The 18,697-nt window shown below is 41.8% G+C and carries 16 protein-coding genes; 12 read left to right on the top strand and 4 right to left on the bottom strand.

From position 1 onward, the window contains the following. The first annotated feature begins 665 nt into the window (after positions 1-665). From CHJ_RS22360 to CHJ_RS22320, 9 genes are all read left to right on the top strand, one after another. The gene (locus CHJ_RS22360; RefSeq protein WP_317919093.1) at positions 666-1,556 is read left to right on the top strand and encodes a sugar phosphate isomerase/epimerase family protein; all 891 of its coding nucleotides are present in this window, start codon (positions 666-668) and stop codon (positions 1,554-1,556) included. Between the two features lie 6 nt (positions 1,557-1,562). Next, positions 1,563-2,309, top strand: coding sequence for a sulfite exporter TauE/SafE family protein (locus tag CHJ_RS22355; RefSeq protein WP_317919092.1), 747 nt, complete (start codon positions 1,563-1,565; stop codon positions 2,307-2,309). Between the two features lie 435 nt (positions 2,310-2,744). Beyond that, positions 2,745-3,638, top strand: a complete 894-nt coding sequence (gene iolE / locus CHJ_RS22350) for a myo-inosose-2 dehydratase (RefSeq protein ID WP_317919091.1) — start codon at positions 2,745-2,747, stop codon at positions 3,636-3,638. A 99-nt stretch (positions 3,639-3,737) separates the two neighbouring features. Beyond that, entirely contained in the window at positions 3,738-5,609 is a 1,872-nt protein-coding gene (gene iolD / locus CHJ_RS22345) for a 3D-(3,5/4)-trihydroxycyclohexane-1,2-dione acylhydrolase (decyclizing) (protein ID WP_317919090.1), read from the top strand. A gap of 81 nt (positions 5,610-5,690) precedes the next feature. Beyond that, the gene (locus CHJ_RS22340; protein ID WP_317919089.1) at positions 5,691-6,869 is read left to right on the top strand and encodes a Gfo/Idh/MocA family protein; all 1,179 of its coding nucleotides are present in this window, start codon (positions 5,691-5,693) and stop codon (positions 6,867-6,869) included. Next, positions 6,862-7,848, top strand: a complete 987-nt coding sequence (gene iolC / locus CHJ_RS22335; protein ID WP_317919088.1) for a 5-dehydro-2-deoxygluconokinase — start codon at positions 6,862-6,864, stop codon at positions 7,846-7,848. Before CHJ_RS22340 ends, iolC begins: the two co-directional genes overlap by 8 nt. 151 nt (positions 7,849-7,999) lie before the next feature. After that, complete coding sequence (locus CHJ_RS22330; RefSeq protein ID WP_317919087.1) at positions 8,000-8,845, top strand: 5-deoxy-glucuronate isomerase; 846 nt, start codon at positions 8,000-8,002, stop codon at positions 8,843-8,845. A gap of 13 nt (positions 8,846-8,858) precedes the next feature. Then, positions 8,859-9,686, top strand: a complete 828-nt coding sequence (locus CHJ_RS22325) for a class II fructose-bisphosphate aldolase (RefSeq protein WP_317919086.1) — start codon at positions 8,859-8,861, stop codon at positions 9,684-9,686. Positions 9,687-9,766: 80 nt separating this feature from the next. Next, positions 9,767-10,603 carry a MurR/RpiR family transcriptional regulator gene (locus CHJ_RS22320; protein WP_171754079.1) on the top strand — a complete coding sequence of 279 codons (837 nt, stop codon included), beginning with the start codon at positions 9,767-9,769 and terminating at the stop codon, positions 10,601-10,603. Between the two features lie 157 nt (positions 10,604-10,760). Here the strand turns inward: CHJ_RS22320 and manA are convergent, their stop codons facing one another. Together manA and CHJ_RS22310 are read right to left on the bottom strand one after the other, a co-directional pair. After that, positions 10,761-11,957: a mannose-6-phosphate isomerase, class I gene (gene manA, locus CHJ_RS22315; protein WP_317919085.1), complete on the bottom strand. Its 1,197-nt coding sequence runs from the start codon at positions 11,955-11,957 to the stop codon at positions 10,761-10,763. A gap of 183 nt (positions 11,958-12,140) precedes the next feature. Beyond that, positions 12,141-14,039: a fructose-specific PTS transporter subunit EIIC gene (locus CHJ_RS22310; RefSeq protein WP_171754077.1), complete on the bottom strand. Its 1,899-nt coding sequence runs from the start codon at positions 14,037-14,039 to the stop codon at positions 12,141-12,143. A gap of 364 nt (positions 14,040-14,403) precedes the next feature. Between CHJ_RS22310 and CHJ_RS22305 the strand changes: the two genes are divergently transcribed. Next, positions 14,404-15,249, top strand: coding sequence for a helix-turn-helix transcriptional regulator (locus tag CHJ_RS22305; protein WP_171754076.1), 846 nt, complete (start codon positions 14,404-14,406; stop codon positions 15,247-15,249). A 34-nt stretch (positions 15,250-15,283) separates the two neighbouring features. Here the strand turns inward: CHJ_RS22305 and CHJ_RS22300 are convergent, their stop codons facing one another. After that, positions 15,284-16,069 (bottom strand): PTS sugar transporter subunit IIA, encoded by a 786-nt coding sequence (locus tag CHJ_RS22300; protein WP_317919084.1) that lies wholly within the window; start codon positions 16,067-16,069, stop codon positions 15,284-15,286. Positions 16,070-16,081: 12 nt separating this feature from the next. Further along, positions 16,082-16,384 (bottom strand): PTS fructose transporter subunit IIB, encoded by a 303-nt coding sequence (locus CHJ_RS22295; RefSeq protein WP_171754074.1) that lies wholly within the window; start codon positions 16,382-16,384, stop codon positions 16,082-16,084. Between the two features lie 160 nt (positions 16,385-16,544). Between CHJ_RS22295 and CHJ_RS22290 the strand changes: the two genes are divergently transcribed. Further along, a complete protein-coding gene (locus CHJ_RS22290; RefSeq protein WP_317919083.1) occupies positions 16,545-17,516 on the top strand; it encodes a D-2-hydroxyacid dehydrogenase in 972 nt (323 codons plus the stop codon). Positions 17,517-17,623: 107 nt separating this feature from the next. Then, complete coding sequence (locus tag CHJ_RS22285; RefSeq protein ID WP_317919082.1) at positions 17,624-18,595, top strand: ABC transporter substrate-binding protein; 972 nt, start codon at positions 17,624-17,626, stop codon at positions 18,593-18,595. Positions 18,596-18,697 lie beyond the last annotated feature (102 nt).

Here is an 18,697-nt window from a genome sequence, read left to right as displayed (position 1 = left end):
TATGTATCTTTCATTGATGTGAAAAATATTTTTTATTTTGACTGCTTTTAATACTATTCCTTTGTTGTATTTCTGACCATAGCGTTGAGTGATTTATGTTCGGAAATGTTATCTTGATCTCATTAGAATTAACATTTCAAAAACATTAAAGCCTTAACGTATTGTTTTATAAGAACTTTGTTTGTTGTCGTATTTGTCTTAAATTTTGTAGTTAGTAACAATTCTTATAATGAAATATTTGTTTTACTGATTTCCAGAATGGTGAGTGTGCGATAAATATTTTTCATTCGGTTGGTGATCTTCAAGTTATTTACATGTAAAGTAAGAAAGACCAATAATCGTGTAGAGAACCGATAAGGTAAGGTTTTGTTTTGGAATAAATCAAAAGTGAAGCAGTTGTTTGTTGCAAGCGATCTTATAAGGAAGAGCTCAATTATAATTGATTCGATAACGGTGTGAGCTTTGAAATTGAACTGGCTTGTATAGAATTAATCGGTTCATGATTGCTGAGGAAACAGAGCGTTTGACTGACGAGCAAGAGCCTTTGGTTGGAACTTGTGTGTTGGTCTGGGACAACAAAAATCAAACAGATAAGCTGATGTCACTAATCGAAGCGTGTAATAGCCTGTTGAGGACCTCACGCGTTAGCAACTAAGGAATGAACTATGTCTTATTCAATTGCTTGTGCCCCATGTTGTTGGGGTGTTGAATCTCCTGATAACCCTCATAATCCGATTTGGAAAACCGTATTAGATGAAACAAAAGAAGCTGGTTATAACGGGTTAGAACTTGGTCCTTACGGTTATCTGCCGTTAGATGCAGATATGATCGAAACAGAGTTGTATGGCAGAGCGCTTACAGTTTGTGCTGGTACTATTTTTGAACCTTTATCCGTTACCGAAAAACAAGCGGTTATCTTACAGAAGACGGAAACCTTATGTCGCCTACTTAAGGCGATAAAAGCAGATAAGTTGGTTGTGATTGACTGTGTCAATGAGATTCGCAGTCACTATGCGGGACGATCAGAACAAGCTCCTCGCCTAAATGAAGAGTGCTGGAATGTTATGATGGATACGATTAAACAGATCTGCACTATTGCTGAAAAATATGAGGTTCGACCCGTGTTGCATCCGCATGCTGGAGGATATATAGAGTATAAAGATGAATTGGATAAAGCCCTCGCTCAACTTAGTCATGAAGACATCGGACTCTGCTTAGATACTGGTCATTTGTATTATGCGGGAATGAATCCTGAGCAGAGCCTTATGCATTACGCGAAACGTCTCGAATATGTGCATTTTAAAGATATAAATCAGCAAGTGTTAACTCAGGTAATTAATAATCAAGTAGGGTTTTGGCAAGCGTGTTCTCAAGGCATTATGTGTCCTATTGGTGAAGGCGCAGTTGATTATGACAAAGTTCAGCAAGCTCTACTTGATATTGATTATCAAGGTTGGATCACCATAGAGCAAGAGCGTGATCCGCGCAACTCTGACACTACGCTGCGGGATATTATGCGCAGTCGTCAGTTTTTAAAGTTGAAAGGCTTTGGCTAACTGAGTGTGATTACCGATCCTTGGTTTTATGTAACTGCGATCCCAGCGTTGCTCATATATGGTATTGGCAATGGGGGTTTAGGTGGTGGGGTAGGTGTTATTGCGGTTCCCTTGATGGCAATGACAACCTCTCCAAGTATAGCCGCGGCGGTGATGTTACCTATTTTATGTGTGATGGACCTATTTGCGATAAAACATCACGCCGTAAACTGTGATTATCGATTGCTTAAAACTATGTTACCTGCCGCTTTAATTGGAATTGCTATTGCCGGTGTTTTTTTAAAAAATATATCTGAGTACAGACTTAAGATTTTACTAGGAATACTCTGTTTACTATTTTGTTTGCAATATTGGTTTTTCTCGGTAGAGGTTAGTAAACCATCCAAATATAGCGGTTATTTTTGGAGTCTATTGGGTGGTTTTTCCAGCACAGCAATACATGCGGGCGGAGGGCCTATTAGTATTTATTTACTGCCTCAACGACTTAGTAAAGTTACATTGATAGGTACAATGGCGGTACTGTTTGGCATTGTTAATATCTTCAAGCTCATCCCTTATACCTTACTGGGGGAATTTAGCTCGGTTAACCTAACTACAGCATTGGTTCTGATGCCTATTGCACCTATTGGTGTAAAGCTTGGGGTATGGTTGCTGTCTCGGGTTAATCAAAATCAAATCTACCAATTGTGCTATTTCTTTCTATTCCTTTCTGGTCTAAAACTCCTTGGTGATGGTCTGTTGATCTATACCTGAAAATGATGAATATGTTGTTGAAAAATAATTTTCACGACCTCTCGAGTCTCTAATCATTAATCGAGTGGGACGAATAAGTTACTTTCATCGTTAGCATAATAAAATGTTAAGTTGGTCAAAAAAATAACCTTTGAGCTTATTTAGAGTGAAATTTATAAGATTTTGTTTTTAAAGGGTTAGTTATTGGGTTTGATTTAATCCTTGTCAGCTGTTAAGCCTTGTATTTCAAGGCCTGAAATATATTATTCATTTTAATTGTTCTCTTTTCTCCTGGTGAAAAATATTTTTCATTTCATTGAAAAAAAGAGTATGCTCGCTCATAAATGTTAACATTCACGTAAAGGTCTTAACTTTAGTTGTTTATCAATTATTGTCTCCGTACGTAAAGACCGATTGATAACGTACCCCCTACATTTACTATTTTGGAGAACAAGCATGAGTAAGGTGAAATTTGGAATTAGCCCTTTGACTTGGACAAATGATGATATGCCAGAATTGGGTGGTGAAATTCCACTAGAGAGGTGTTTGACTGAAATGTCAGAAGCGGGTTTTACCGGTACTGAGCTAGGTACCAAGTACCCTCGTGAACCAGAAGTATTAGTGCCATTGCTAAAACAACACGACTTGGTATTGGCGTCTGGTTGGTATAGCGGCAATTTAATGAAGTTAACGGCTGAGCAAGAGATTGAAGCGCTGCAAGGGCACATAAGATTATTAAATGCAGCGGGTTGTAAAGCTATGGTGTTTGGAGAGGTGAGCAATACTGTTCATGGCGACATTAATACACCTCTGTCTCAAAGAGTTATCTTGACAATGGATGAGTGGAAAACTTATGCAAACAGATTAACGACAGTCTCCGATTACCTCCTCAACGAGCATGGTATCAAACTCTCTTTTCATCATCACGTTGGTACTATCTGTGAAACAGAAGATGATATTAATATACTCATGGAACTTACTGGTCCTTCGGTTTTTCTGACTCTAGACACTGGGCATGTAACGTTTGCTGGTGGTGACCCAGTAACAATGATTAAGCGTTGGGGACACCGTATTGGTCATATGCACTTTAAGGATTTGCGTCTTGACGTTATGAACGCCGCTCGTGATCAGGACAAGTCATTTTTAAATGCAGTTTTAGATGGCGTATTTACCGTCCCAGGTGATGGTGACGTAGATTATGATGATGTTTTCTCAGCACTTAAAGAGCGTGATTATGAAGGTTGGTTATTGGTGGAAGCAGAGCAAGATCCGGCTAAAGCAAATCCACTTACCTATGCGAAACTCGCGTATGAGAACATCTCTGGTTATGCCAAAAAGTATGACTTGTAAAATAGACATCATAGTAACCACTGCCTATTAGGTTGTCTTTGCGTCAGATGACGGCGCATTGACTATAGGTGTGGGCGCCATTTTATATATGGAGAAAAGATGAATACGATCCGACTTACTGTTGCACAAGCGCTGGCTAAATATCTAGCGGCTCAGAAAATTAATATAAATGGTAAAGAAGAACAATTATTTGGTTGTGCATTTGCTATTTTTGGTCATGGAAATGTGACCTGTTTTGGCCAACAGCTTAAAAATATCGAGCAGCAGATCCCCACTTGGCGTGGACAAAATGAACAGTCTATGGCGACAGCCGCTGTCGCCTATGCGAAGGCGAATAAGCGACAAAGAATCGGTATCGCGACCAGTTCAATAGGCCCAGGTGCTACAAATATGGTAACGGCTGCGGGTATTGCTCATACTAATCGCTTACCTCTGCTTTTAATTTCTGGGGACGCTTACGTTAGCCGCTTGCCTGATCCTGTTTTACAGCAAGCAGAGAACTTTCATGATCCATCGATTACCTGTAACGATTGTTTTAAACCTGTGACTCGGTATTGGGACCGAGTCATCTCTCCTTCTCAGCTTATGCATACGTTACCTCATGCCTTAGATACCATGTTAGATCCTGCGACTTGCGGGCCTGTTTTCATCGGTCTTCCGCAGGATATTCAAGGTGTCGCTTACGACTATCCCGAACGGTTTTTTGCAGAAAAAATACACCGTATACGACGTCCTGAACCTGAAATGGAAATGTTGCAGCAGGCAAAACAGGCGTTGATGAAGGCAAAGCAGCCTTTGATAGTATCTGGTGGTGGTGTTCATTACTCACTCGCTACCGATGAGCTAGCAGAGTTTGCTAAAAAGCATAATATTCCAGTGGTAGAAACCATTGCTGGTAGAGCCACTATGCTTCAGGTTAATCCGCTTAACGCAGGACCGATTGGCGTTACGGGCTCCGACTCTGCAAATTATCTCGCCAATCATGCTGATGTTGTATTGGCCATCGGTACACGATTGCAAGATTTTACAACTGGCTCTTGGTCAGTATTTCGTAATCCAGAACTCTCTTTAATCAGTATTAATGTCGCTAAATTTGACGCTATTAAACACCTCTCTATTCCTGTGCTAGGTGACGCGAAAGTGACGATGAGTAAACTCTCTAAATTATTGAATGACTGGAGTAGCGAACAGAGTTGGGCTGATACTGCGCTTAGGCTTGCTAACCAATGGAAAACGGTTGTGCAAAAGCGCAGCCATCCACAACCTGGAGAGTTAATCGAAGGAACCTCTTCGTACGCTGAGGTTATCGGCAAAATAAATGGCTTAATGGAAGAGGGGGATACCGTGCTTACTGCAGCAGGTGGACTTCCTGCTGAGTTATCTATGAACTGGCAAAACTATCAGATAGGTAAGTTTGATATCGATTTCGGATTTTCCTGCATGGGCTATGAAATTGCCGGAGGCTGGGGAGCAAAAATCGCTAATCCGGAAAATGATGTAGTTGTTTTAGTTGGCGATGGTTCGTATTTAATCCAGAACTCAGATATTTACTCCTCCGTCTTAAGCGGACACAAAATGATTGTCGTTGTTTGTGATAACGGTGGCTTTGCTGTGATCAACAAACTGCAAAACAATACTGGTAATGAGTCGTTTAATAACTTGTTGCAAGACTGTCGTCGTCCAGATTCCGACTTACCTAGAGTCGATTTTGCAAAACATGCTGAAGCACAAGGTGCCATCAGCGAAAAGTTGTTCTCTGTTGGTGATTTTGAAGCGGCATTTGCCAGAGCAAAAGCGTCAGATAAAACGTATGTCATCGTACTTGATATTGACCCAGTTTCTCCGGCTGCATGGTCGAAATGTGATTGCTGGTGGGAAGTAGGCTTACCAGAGGTAGCAGAAAACAAGCACACTGAGCAGAAAGTGTCTGATTGGCTTGAAGGTAAAAACCATCAGCGTCGTGGTATTTAGTTAACACGTATACATCTATGAAATTAATTAAATTTGGTAGTGATGGAGTAGATAAGCCATCACTACTCTAGGAGGCACAACATGTTTAATGAAGAACGCAAATTTGATCACGCTTATCGCTGGGCAATGGTCGGCGGTGGTCGTGGTAGCCAAATTGGTTATGCACATCGTAGTGGTGCTCAAAGGGATGGCTTATTTCAGCTAGTTGCAGGTGCATTTGACCTCGATGCTCAACGTTGCCGTGATTTTGGTATTAATTTGGGTATTGAAGAAGATCGCTGCTATTCCGACTACAAAACGATGTTCGAAGCAGAATCGAAGCGAGAGGATGGTATACAGGTTGTCTCTGTAGCTACACCAAACAGCACTCATTATGAAATATGCAAAGCCGCGCTTAATGCTGGGCTACACGTTGTTTGCGAAAAGCCGATAACGTTTACTTCTGCGCAAGCAGAAGAGCTAAAAGAAATCGCGCAGAAAAATAATCGTATTATTGGGGTTATGTATGGTTATAGCGGATTTCCAATGGTTCATCAGGCTCGTGAAATGATCAAACGTGGAGATTTAGGTGAAATTCGCGTTATTAACATGCAATTTGCCCATGGATTCCATAATGAAGAATACGAAAAAAATGATCCGGGATTGAAATGGCGAGTTAGTCCAGAAGTCTCTGGTCCAACTTATGTACTAGGTGACATTGGAACTCATGCCTATTATCTGTGTGAAATGATGACAGGACTAAAAGTTGATCGGTTAGCTTGTATGCGCCAAAGCTTTATCAAATCTCGTTCTCCTTTAGAAGACAACGCTCATGTAATGATGGAGTTTGAAAATGGTGCCGTAGGCACCCTTTGGGCAAGTGCCGTTAACGCGGGTGGTGTGCATCAACAAAAAATTCGTATTGTTGGTTCGAAAGCAAGTGTTGAGTGGTGGGATGAACATCCAAATCAACTTAGCTACGAAATTCAGGGTGAGCCCCCACGATTATTAGATAGAGGTATGAGTTATCTGTACAACGAAGTTGAGGGTATTGCTGCGAACAGAATCGGTGGTGGCCATGCGGAAGGGTTTTTCGAGTCATGGGCAAACTTATATCACCGATACGCGATCGTTATGAAAGCTGCAGATAACGATGATCAAGAAACGATTACAAAAACATGGTTTCCAGATGTCGACGCAGGAATAGAAGGTGTACGCCTTTGTGAAAAATGTGTTGAGTCTGCTGATGATGATGCAAAGTGGGTAAAATTTAATGACTAAAATAGTACTTCAGGAAGAACGCGCTCTTGATGCTATCGTTTTAGGCCGCGCGGGTGTTGATCTCTACGCCCGCGAGCTAAACACCGATGTAGCAGACATCACGGGCTTTAACAAATTTGTCGGTGGTTCAGCCGCAAATATAGCGGCTTCGATAAGCAAACTAGGTTCTAAAGTCGGTTTTATTGGCTGCGTTGCTGATGACATGTTTGGTGACTATGTCTGTTCTTATATGCGAAGCCTAGATATTGACCTTTCCGGCATGATGAAAGACGCATCTGGTTCATGTACATCTGTCGCATTTACAGAAATGAAGCCGTCTGATTGTGGCGTGCTGATTTATCGAAACAACGCTTCTGATCTCACCCTTAAACCAGAACAAATAGATCAAAGTTATATTGCCAGTGCAAAAATATTGGTGATAACGGGGACTGCTTTATCGCAAAGCCCTAGTCGTGAGGCAACCCTATTGGCGATGCAGTATGCAAGAAACAGTGACACTGTAATTGTATTAGATGTGGACTATCGTCCGTACTCTTGGCGTACCGATGTGGATGCATCTATTTATTATGGTATCGCAGCTGAACTGTCCGATATTGTCATTGGTAATCGTGAAGAGTTTGACATGATGGAAACAGTTTCTGCACCAGATAATGCGGACGACGATAATACAGCGGAGCGTTTTTTAACCGCGAATACTCAGGTGGTAGTGATAAAAGCGGGAGAGCTTGGCAGCAAGGTATATTGCAAGGACGGGTATAAGTTTCAGCAAGGCATATTTCCTGTTGAAGCAAAAAAACCTTTTGGTTCAGGTGACTCCTTTGCTGGCGCACTTATATGGAATTTGGTTAACAGTGGAAGCCTAGAAGATGGTGTGAAATATGGAACTGCCGCTGCGGCTATTAATGTAAGTGGAACCAGTTGTACCGAAGCCATGCCATCTCAGTCTGAGCTATTTAAGTTCATTCATGACAGAGAGTAGAGATGTCGCTTACAGGAAGATCGGTAATTTATAGAAATAAATTCAAGTTTTTAGCTTTTAATACAGGTGATTTGGACTGTGCGCTAGGAATTAATTAGAGACATTTATTAGACAGTAACCTTCTGATGATTGATTGGAAGTGGAGATGGATATGGGAAAGCATATAGCGCCATTTGATAATAGGAACGAACCAATTATCGGTATCAATGATGAACTAACACCTTTATGTTACTTCAACCAAGTTAAATTAAAACAAGGGGAGAGCTTCACCCATTGTATCTCTGGGTACGAATCTGCCATTGTATTGGCGGGGGGCACATGCAGCATAAAAGTTGCGGATAAAGTCTTTGTTAACATAGGCAAGAGAAGCAGTGTCTGGCAAGGTCATCCAGAGTCTGTGTATGTACCTGTAGGAATGAAAGCTGTGATTACCTGCGAAAGTAATAGTGCTGATATTATGATTGCGGGTGGTGTTTATGATGAGGTGCTTGAACCATTCTCAGTTACGCAGGAAAGCGTTGATATGGTTCAATATGGATCTGATGAAACTAAAACGCATCGGAAGATAAAGCACGTTCTTGGACAATCAAATGCCGACAAACGAGGACGCTTACTCGTTAGTGAGTTGTTTACCGTTGGGGCTGGAGGTTGGTCTGGTTTTCCTCCCCATAAGCATGATGAAGAACGTCCACCAATGGAAACTAATTATCAGGAAGTGTACCAGTTTCGTTTCAATCCTGATCAAGGATTTGGAGCTCAGTTTCTTTACGAACATGAAGATGATTTCGGCCCGGTATACCATGTTAGAACGGGTAGCGTCATTGCTATTGATAAAGGTTACCACCCTAGCGTTGCTGCTCCGGGGTATGAGATGTATTACTTCACCATCATTGTAGGTGAAACATCTAAATCATTGATTCAGCATTTTGATCCGCACCATGAATATCAAGTTAATACTATTCCGGGTATTAAAGATATGATTGCTAAGTTTAAGTAAAGGGGGGCTTCGAATGTTAGTAACATTAAATGAAGTTTTGCCTCAGGCCAGCATATCCGATTATGCCGTGCCTTGTTTTAATGTTTTTGGTTATGAAGATGCCAGAGCGGTTGTTGATGCGGCAGAAGAGAAACAAAAGTCCGTAATATTAGCTTGCAATAAAGATGTTATTGAGTTTTATGGTGTTGATACCGCTGCTGCTATGTTTAGACAACTCGCGACTGGAAGTTCTGTTCCTGTAGTGCTGCATCTCGATCACACCTATGAAGAAAGCGTTATTTATCGTGCGTTAAAATCCGGTTTTAGTTCTGTTATGTTTGATGGTTCGCAGCTTTCTATGCAAGAAAACATCAGCCGTAGTAGAAAGGTTGCGGAGGTTGCTCATGCATGCGGGGCTTCTATTGAAGGTGAGATAGGTTCGGTTCCATATCAAGAAGGTAGAGATCATATAAGGTCAATTTATACTGACCCAGATCAGGCAGAGCAGTTTTCTCTGCAAGCGGATCTTGATTGTATTGCAATTTCTGTTGGAAATGTTCATCGCTTAACAACACCTACCTGTAAAATTGATTTTGGTTTGCTTGATAAAATAGCCGCTAAAGTCAATAAACCGTTGGTTATTCATGGTACTAGCGGAATTAACAATGAAGATATGTTAAAGCTTAAACAAAGCAAAGTAGCGAAATTTAACATTGGTACCTGTCTGCGTCAGGCACTTGGGCATAATTTACGCGACCATATGAACAATGAACCATCTAAGTTCGATAGAATCTACTTTATGCGTCGAGCAATGCCTCATGTAAGAGAAGAAGCAATTCGTAATTTTGAATTATTATCGTAAAATAACGGCCCGAGCCATCGCTTGGGCTTTAATTATTTACTCAACATTGATTCAACAACTTTTTACAACGGATAAAAACAATGACTTCTCATTCTCCACACAGTGATCTGGATACATTACGTGACCATATTGTAAAACGTTATTCGTCGCTGAGTGGACGACTTCAGCAAGTTGCTGATTTTTTGATGGCTCAGCCAATGTTTGTTGCGGTTGAAACAATGGCATCGATTGCAGAAAAAGCCAATGTACCCTTGTCAACACTTAGCCGATTCGCAAATGCGATGGGCTTTAGTGGCTTTAGTCAAATGCAGGTCCTGTTTCGTGATCAATACCTAAATAGACCAAGGGATTATAGAGAGCGAGTTCGACAGGCACAAAAACATGATGATCTGCCTGTAAATTCAACTCAGGCAATCTTTCAGGATTATGGTCATGTAAATGTTGAAGCCATAGAGCAGCTCCAAGTCTCAATATCTCCTCAAAAAATTGAACGTGCTGTTGAACTGATGAATAACGCTGGGACTATATATCTTCACGGTTTGCGTCGTGCTTACCCTGTGGCTTATTACCTTTGGTACGCTTTGCTTAAATCTGATAACGATGTTGTTCTGCTTGATGATACTGGTGGGATGCTTAAACCCATGACGCGTAGAATTACATCTGATGACGTTTTAATTACCGTAACTTTTAGTCCGTATGCGGAAGAGACGACCAGTATTATTGAGCTTGCACATCAAGGAAACGTTCCTGTAGTAGCAATAACTGACAACCAAATGAGTGCTCAAGGCAGCATGATCGATGTCTGTTTCGAAGTGCAGGAAGGGGAAGTTATGGGATTTCGATCGCTGAGTTCATCTATGTACTTAGCGCAAACATTGGCAGTAAGCCTTATGTGTCGACAAAATAGTAACGAATAGAGATTTTGTTATTTGGTTTTAATTGCTGTTATGAACCGCAGTTTAGAGCAAAAAGAAGCATTCAACTGGCGCAGATCCTCAATTCTGATATGGCCTGAGCTGCGGTTAGTTTTGGGTTAAAGGCCGTAACAGAAATATTACAGCCTTTGTTTTGTCGTTAATTATACGCTCTCGCGACACGACCTTTAGCGCTGATCTGGTACTTTCCTGTGTACGCAGGAATAAAGGCAGATTGGCCTTTGGTCAGCGTTAATGTTTCGCCATTGTGATGACTAAGGAGCAGGTCGGAATCTAATGGCATTAAAATCTCAGCACTCTGCGTTGTTAACGTGTGCTCATCTATGTTCTCGAAAATAGCGAACTTAAAATCATCCACGGGAACGGAGTAGAACTGACCACCATCTTGTTCAATAGGGTGATTAAGCAGTTGTTCGGCCGGTTTGGTCTTGAATACGGTGCATTTAACCAGTTCATCTACATCCATATATTTGGGTGTCAGTCCTGAGCGCAATACATTATCCGAGTTTGCCATAATCTCTAACCCTGTTCCTTTAATGTAGGCATGAGGTGTACACGCGTCTAAATACATCGCTTGTCCCGGTTTTAGGGTGAGTACATTGAGCATTAGAGGGCAAAATAACCCAATATCGCCTGGGTACTGTTCAGCAAGATCGAGAATTAAGGCAAATAACTTGTTTGACTGGTTTTGACTAGCAAAACTGAGCAAATCATTAATTGCTTCTGTTTTTACATCCCCTTCTAGCGAGAGAATGTCACGAAAGAATGAACGTAGCCCTTGCTCATCATTTGACTGGGCAAAAGCCTCAACCAGTGGAGCAATACCATCAATCGCTAGCTGACTAAATTGCTGGACGATATCGCTAAACTCGCGGAATCCATTCATGGCAACGTAGTTGGTTAAGGCGTAAACCAGTTCTGGTTTGTGGTTAGGATCTTTGTAATTGCGATTGGCTGCGTCCTTGGCAATACCTTGCTGTTGTTCTCTTTGGTAGCCTTCTTCTGCTTGCTCTTTGCTAGGATGAACCTGAATGGAAAGGGCTTTTTCTGCCGCTAACACTTTAAATAAGTAAGGAAGTTCACCAAATTGAGTATCGGTCTCGATGGATAAAATACCGGACTTATCTAAAGCAATAAAATCAGAAAGAGGTTGTGCTTCACCATTTTCAACAATGGTTGAACAACCGTTAGCATGTGACCCCATCCAGATTTCAGCTTGCGGTTTGTTTTCTGGATTGTCGATATCAAAAAGCGTGTTTATCGACGTTTTACTTCCCCAAGCGTAATCTTGGATAACGTTTTTCATTGGAAAAAAGTATTGATGGTTCATGGACATCCCTTAAAGTCTTACAACAGAAAATCCGCATAGTTTACGTGATTTAGTTTTTAAAATGTAGCTTTGATACAAATTTAATACAATTTTGTTGAGGATTAAGAGTTCGTCATTATTTGTATTTATGAAACTGTCCCAATAAAGGGACAGTTTTTGATGTATCTAATGGTTTGAAAGATAGCTGTATTAAGCTAATGCGCTAGCGGTTTTTCCTTGGCGCATTTTTTTCAGCGTAATACAGACTAATGCGGTTACTACTGACCCAGCTGCCATGCAGACTAATGCGAGTAGAGGCTTGTTCATCGCACCAAGTAATGCCACTACTGGACCACCATGAGCAACACTGTTGGTGATACCAAAGGTGAAGGCCATCACTGCTGCAACCATAGAGCCAAGTACGTTGGCTGGAATGACAGACATAGGATCTTGCGCGGCAAATGGAATTGCCCCCTCCGAGATACCCACTAAGCCCATCGCACCAGCGGCTTTACCTGCCTCTGTTTCTGACGCTTCAAACAAGTCTAGTTTACGTCCTAATACTGTCGCTAAGCCCATGCCCAATGGTGCTACTGGTATTGCACAAGCCATTGCACCCATAAACTGTGTTTGACCGCTAGCAATCATCCCTACAGAGAATAGGAAAGCCACTTTGTTAAATGGCCCACCCATATCAAATCCAGCCATACCACCTAATACGATACCAAGCAGAACAACGTTACCCGTACTCATGCTAGTCAGTAGTGCGTTTAAGCTGTCCATTAGGCTAGCAATTGGCGCACCAATAACGAATATAAATAGAGTAGAGATAAATAATGAACCGGCTATAGGCGCAATCATTATTGGTACAAGAGGCTGAATGAACTTATGGTAGTTGATGCTTGTTAACCATCGAACAAAGTAACCCACTAGAAGACCAGCAATAATGGCACCGATAAATCCAGTACCTGCTTCAGCACCATAAAAAGAGCCGTTGTTCGCTATCCAGCCACCAATTAAGCCGGGTGCTAATCCTGGTCTATCGGCAATAGCGTAAGCGATGTAACCCGCTAAAATAGGTATCATTAGTGTAAAGGCAACAACACCAACATCGAGCACTTTGTTCCACAGACTACCTGCTGGAATAGCCATACCCGCTTCAGTAGGTTCGCCACCAATAGCAAGTGCGAGAGCGATTAATAGACCCCCTGTTACAACAAATGGGATCATATGTGATACACCATTCATCAGATAGCGATAAAGGTCGTTTCGGGCATTAGAGGGTTTGTTTGAATTTGCGTTGCTGGCTTTGCCATCGCCTTTAAACACAGGAGCGTCCAATGCTTCTTTAATCAGCCCTTCAGCGTCTTTAATTGGTGCTTTAACTCCGGTTTCAATGAGCTTTTTGCCGGCAAAACGATTCATATCAACTTGTTTGTCACTGGCGACAATAATCGCATCAGCTTGATCGATCTCTTCTTGGCTAGGAGAGTTTTTCACACCGATGGAGCCGTTAGTCTCCACTTTAATTTTGTAACCAAGTTGAGCTGCGCCTTTTTCTAATGCTTCCGCGGCTAAATAGGTGTGTGCAACACCGGTTGGGCAACCCGTTACGCCAATAATAAAGCCTTGATCAGCTGCGACTGCGGCATGTTGTGGTTCAACTTTTTTTAGTAGCAGTTCCAGTGCGTCATCTTCAGATGTGGCGTTAAGGAATTGCTCAATGAAGCCCTCTTCAATTAATTTTGATGAGAGTTCCGCCAGCACTTCAATGTGATGGTCTGACCCACCTTCTGGTGAGGCAATCATAAAGAACAGACGAGATGGCTTGCCATCTTCAGCACCGTAATCAACACCGGTTTTACTTATACCGATGACTACAGCGGGTTTTATTACCGCAGAGCTTTTGGCATGGGGAAGTGCTACGCCTTCTTCAAAACCAGTATTGCCTAGCTCTTCTCGCGATTGAATGTCTTTTAAAAATTGGGTTTTATCGCTGATTCGCTGTTGTTGGTATAGAACCTCTATTAGCTCCTCAAAAACGTCTTCTTTTGTGGTGGCTGTAAGGTTGAGCTGAATCAGATCTTTATTAATAAGTTCAGTAATCATTGTTTTATCCCTGTTGATGTCACTGTAGATATTTTCGTTCAGCTAAGGAGATTAGAATAGTGCATTAGAGAGGCATTTACTGGATAATTGTAACCATTAATTTGGAGTGTGATCTTAATCTTATTATCGTTGAGATAATAAACTATGATGAAACTTACTTTAAATTTATATTAAACAATAAGTTATTATGAATATTTTAGTTTGCTTATTTATTGTACACATCAGGAAATTAATGAAATTTATACTTTTCTGGATATAAGTAGCTTAATAAATGTGAGATTTACTGTGCGCTGTATCACGTTTGTTATTGGATTCTTTTCAATCAGACGCTGTTGGCGTGGCTGTTAGCACCTAGAGAGAGCAAATGAGCCTATTATTTCAAAATCTATTGGAAACACTGTTGTCTGAACGTGCTCAGTTTAATCGTATTTGGTTTGCGGGAGACAATGTTACTCCGCCGCAGTTTAGCTACCAAGTTAACTTCCCAAGGTTAGAGTTGGTCGTGTCGGGGGAGTACCTTAATCAAATAGAAGACGCTGAGAATGGAATTATTGACGTCAGCATACTGGCTGGAGATGCGCTGTATATTCCGCCTAACTGTTGGAATAAACCAAACTGGGAAACGGAATGTTCCGTGTTAAGTCTGTTGTTTGGTCGTAGACAATTGGGTTTTAGCCTAGTGAGTAAACAGAAAGAGAGTGCTAGCTTTTCGGACATAAAAAAACACAGTATTCAAACCAGAACTGGTCACGCGGTGGACCATATATTACAAGCACTTAATGCACTGGGAAGAGAATCTCAGAAAAGCCCGATGGATGAACATCTATTGGCTGCCTTGATGAGTTACAGCAATTCTATGTTGACGGATCCAGAACATACCGGATCAATACGTAGTGAATCTTTATACCAAGGCATCTGTATCCACATTCAGGAGAACTTTCATCGCACAATTACACGCTCAAGCATCGCTGCTCGTTTTAATATTTCACCTAACCATTTATCCCGTTTATTCAGACAAAAAGGTCATATGACGCTGGCGGACTATATTACTTGGGTAAGGATTGATAGAGCGAAATTCATGTTAAAGCGGTATAGCTTTAGGCTAAACGAAGTGGCTATGCGCTGTGGCTTTCAGGATGTGAACTACTTTTTTAGAGTGTTTAAAAATAAAACGGGGCTGACGCCAAGTGAGTATAGAGCAAGAGAGTAGCAGTGACGACTTGAGAGGATTAACTATGAGAAGGTTAACTAAAGGCCATTTTATGCAGCAGAAACGCTTTTAACGCTTCAGGCTCTACGGTGGTCGCGACTAAGTTGCAAAATTGGTCGTCTACCAAAGCTCTAGATAGCTGCGTGAACGCTTTTATTAATGGCATTGGTGCCGGATCTGGCAGCATCATGGCGATAACTATATTCACATCACCTCTAGCGGAGTGCCAATCTATGTCTGTTTTGGAGTGAATGACCGCAACGGAGGCCTGCTTAGCATGCGCAGTCATGATATGCGGCAATGCTATCCCTTGGCCAACGCATGTAGAGGAGATTCCCTCTCTTGTTAACATCGCCTCAAAAATCAACTGAGCGTTAGTTTGATCAAGCATAGAGCTTATTTTAGACAGTACGGCGTGTTTGGCGGGAGCAGGGCCTTGTGCCATCTCGGCGTAGTGATAGCTGAGTGGAAAATCCAGTTGGAAAGTGGCGTGGTTATCAATGACCGAATAGCTATGCTGGGTTGCTCGTCGATGAGAGGTATTGACGATTTCAAATTCATCGGCAATAAAATCAGTCAGTATCATACAAGCTAATTCGGCGTCAGAGCCTTCTATCCATAGTTGGCATAAATGATTATTTTTGCTGCCAAGGCTAAGAACTTGCAGTGTGTGGTTAACATTGCAGCTTTTACCTGTAGAAATGTTTTTCAATATCACCACGGAGCGAAAGTAACCAGATAATGTATTTAATCTATTTAATTTCCATGACGCGAAGCCTTCAGTGCCGATGATAAAGGTTATCCTACGTTCAATTCTCATTGTGTTTGGCAGCTACAACTGCTGACATCGAGCGATAACGGTCGCGGCATCCGTTAGAACTTCCTCTATGGTGACACAATGGATTTTACTTCCGGTGAAGCGTGCTCTGTGTTCAATTTCAATATCGGAGACGATAAGCACAATATCGGCATGAGCAATATCAGCGGCTTGCAGTTGATTTTCTATTCCCATCGCCCCCTGTGTTTCTACTTTAATCTGGATGTTTCTTTTAGCGGCTTCTTTACGTAATACATCAGCAGCCATGTAGGTGTGGGCAATTCCGGTAGGACAAGCAGTAACGGCGACAATTTTCATTTGAGTCATGAACAGTTGAGAGAATATGGATATAGATTCTACCTGAAACCTCACCGTGGTGCGATAGTACTTTAAGGTGTTCAGAGAATAGTAAGCGTGGTAGCGTAGACGTTAACGTAACCAGAGTTCCAGCTAAGGGAAAATAGATAGGATGACAGTCATGGCCAAGAAGAAAATCGTGTGTCTAGATGGAGAAACGTTAAACCCAGGAGACAATCCATGGGGGGCGCTTGAAAAGTTAGGGGACTTTACTTGTTACAGCAATACAGAACAAGATGTTGAGCAAGTTATTACGAGAGCCCAATCGGCACATATTTTATTAACCAATAAAGTGGCGATTAGCAAAGCTGTCATCGACGCCTGTCCCGATCTGGAATACATAGGTGTGTTAGCGACGGGTTATAACGTGGTGGATTACCGTTATGCCAGAGAAAAGAACATTAATGTCGTTAACGTCCCTGCCTATGGTACCGACACAGTGGCTGAGATGGTGTTCGCTCTGATCTTTAACCTAATAAGGAAAGTGGAGCTGACCAGTCAAGATGTCAGGGAGCAGCTTGGCTGGACTCGCAAACAAGAGTGGACATACACGCCATTTCCACAAATGGAGTTGGCGGGTAAAACGATTGGCATAGTTGGTTTTGGCAGAATAGGGCAACGAGTGGCAGAGATTGCATCCGTGTTTAAAATGAATGTGCTGACTTATAATCGCACGCCCAAGTCGTTATCAATAGATGGTGCTGAGCAGGTCGATCTTGATCGTCTGTTAGCGGACTCCGATATTGTTTCAGTACATTGTCCGGTCTTCCCTGAAACAGAGAATATGTTCGATGAGCAGATGTTTAAAAAAATGAAGAGTAGTGCTTTATTTATCAATACCGCGAGAGGTCAACTGGTGGTTGAAAGTGCATTGGCGAATGCATTGAACCAAGGCGTTATTGCAGGAGCCGCATTGGATACTCTACAGCAAGAACCGCCTATGGAGGATAACCCGTTACTGTCCTGTCAAAACTGTATTATAACGCCCCATATTGCGTGGGCGACTTTGGACGCAAGAAAGCGAATCACGGCCATGGTCGCTGATAATATTGACTGTTATTTACAGGGGAAAGCAAAAAACGTGGTTAACTGAGGTGGGATTCTACTTTTTTAAAGTATTTGACATGTTTTGTTATCATTTTGTCAACAATAGAGTATAAATACTAAACTGCTCTGTCCGCAGTAGGTATGAGAATCTGCATGATAATAAATCGCTGCTTGATAGTATTTTTGATGTTGTTTGCGCTAAGCTCGCAAGCTGGCACTATATTGGTTATAGACAGCTATCATAGCGATCATCCTTGGGTTAAAAGCTATACCAAAGGATTAAAAGAGAAATTGGGTGACTTGCATGAGTTGGTCTTTTTTCAAATGGATACAAAACGGCTAGCGGAATCTCAATACCAGAATCAAGCTGATAAAGCTTGGGCACTGTATAACAACATCTCTCCTCAATTAGTGATACTGGCGGATGACAATGCCGTCAAGTATATGTCTGATAAGCTTCTAACAACCGATACTCCAGTGGTTTACCTTGGAGTAAATGACAACCCTCGTAGCTATAAAATTGCTGATGCAAAGAACTTTTCTGGAGTGTTAGAACGGCCATTATTAATGCGTTCTATGATTATGCTTAAGAAGTTTATGCCTGTTAGCCATGTGCTATTGCTGCTTGATCAAAGCAGAACAAGCGATGTGCTGATACAAGATGTGTTTAAGGGCAAAACCTCAGTGCAACGAGCGAACGTGCAAATAGATGTTAAAAGCGTACGGGAGTTTGAGTCATGGAAAGAACGGGTATTAAAGACAAAAATAGAGGGTTATGACGCCGTATTTGTTGGGCTTTATCATACCTTAGTCGACGCGAACGGCCTTCATGTGTCAGAAGATGATGTGATTAAATGGACCTCTCAGCATACTCCTGTTCCGTCATTTGGCTTTTGGGACTTTTCTGTAGGGAAGGATAAAAACGTAGGCGGTTACGTTGTATTTGGTTATCAAGAAGGGCAATTAGCGGGTGATATCGCACTAGATATGTTGCAGGAGAGTGGATCCCGTGTGCGTCCAACGATCGGCGGGCGAGGACAATTTATATTTAGTCGCTCTCAGTTGCTTAAATGGGGATTGGTGCTCCCTCCTTCGATCCACAAAAGCGCCACGCTGGTGGATTAAGTTATATTGAACGGTGAACCCCATACAGATGGTTATCTTTTTTGTTACTGTGCTTACAAAAAATATGGCCACGTAATGTGGCCATAGTGACAATGTTTCTAT

This window comes from Vibrio sp. MACH09, from assembly GCF_033238805.1.
Lineage (GTDB): Bacteria > Pseudomonadota > Gammaproteobacteria > Enterobacterales > Vibrionaceae > Vibrio.
Note: the sequence above shows the minus strand (reverse complement) of the source record. Positions and strands in the feature narration are given on the sequence as shown.

Excerpts from the sequence above, each read along its gene's own strand:
- CHJ_RS22360 (WP_317919093.1), top strand. The coding sequence starts at position 666 with ATGTCTTATTCAATTGCTTGTGCCCCATGTTGTTGGGGTGTTGAATCT.
- iolE (WP_317919091.1), top strand. The coding sequence starts at position 2,745 with ATGAGTAAGGTGAAATTTGGAATTAGCCCTTTGACTTGGACAAATGAT.
- iolD (WP_317919090.1), top strand. The coding sequence starts at position 3,738 with ATGAATACGATCCGACTTACTGTTGCACAAGCGCTGGCTAAATATCTA.
- CHJ_RS22340 (WP_317919089.1), top strand. The coding sequence starts at position 5,691 with ATGTTTAATGAAGAACGCAAATTTGATCACGCTTATCGCTGGGCAATG.
- iolC (WP_317919088.1), top strand. The coding sequence starts at position 6,862 with ATGACTAAAATAGTACTTCAGGAAGAACGCGCTCTTGATGCTATCGTT.
- CHJ_RS22330 (WP_317919087.1), top strand. The coding sequence starts at position 8,000 with ATGGGAAAGCATATAGCGCCATTTGATAATAGGAACGAACCAATTATC.
- CHJ_RS22325 (WP_317919086.1), top strand. The coding sequence starts at position 8,859 with ATGTTAGTAACATTAAATGAAGTTTTGCCTCAGGCCAGCATATCCGAT.
- CHJ_RS22320 (WP_171754079.1), top strand. The coding sequence starts at position 9,767 with ATGACTTCTCATTCTCCACACAGTGATCTGGATACATTACGTGACCAT.
- manA (WP_317919085.1), bottom strand. The coding sequence starts at position 11,957 with ATGTCCATGAACCATCAATACTTTTTTCCAATGAAAAACGTTATCCAA.
- CHJ_RS22310 (WP_171754077.1), bottom strand. The coding sequence starts at position 14,039 with ATGATTACTGAACTTATTAATAAAGATCTGATTCAGCTCAACCTTACA.
- CHJ_RS22305 (WP_171754076.1), top strand. The coding sequence starts at position 14,404 with ATGAGCCTATTATTTCAAAATCTATTGGAAACACTGTTGTCTGAACGT.
- CHJ_RS22300 (WP_317919084.1), bottom strand. The coding sequence starts at position 16,069 with ATGAGAATTGAACGTAGGATAACCTTTATCATCGGCACTGAAGGCTTC.
- CHJ_RS22295 (WP_171754074.1), bottom strand. The coding sequence starts at position 16,384 with ATGAAAATTGTCGCCGTTACTGCTTGTCCTACCGGAATTGCCCACACC.
- CHJ_RS22290 (WP_317919083.1), top strand. The coding sequence starts at position 16,545 with ATGGCCAAGAAGAAAATCGTGTGTCTAGATGGAGAAACGTTAAACCCA.
- CHJ_RS22285 (WP_317919082.1), top strand. The coding sequence starts at position 17,624 with ATGATAATAAATCGCTGCTTGATAGTATTTTTGATGTTGTTTGCGCTA.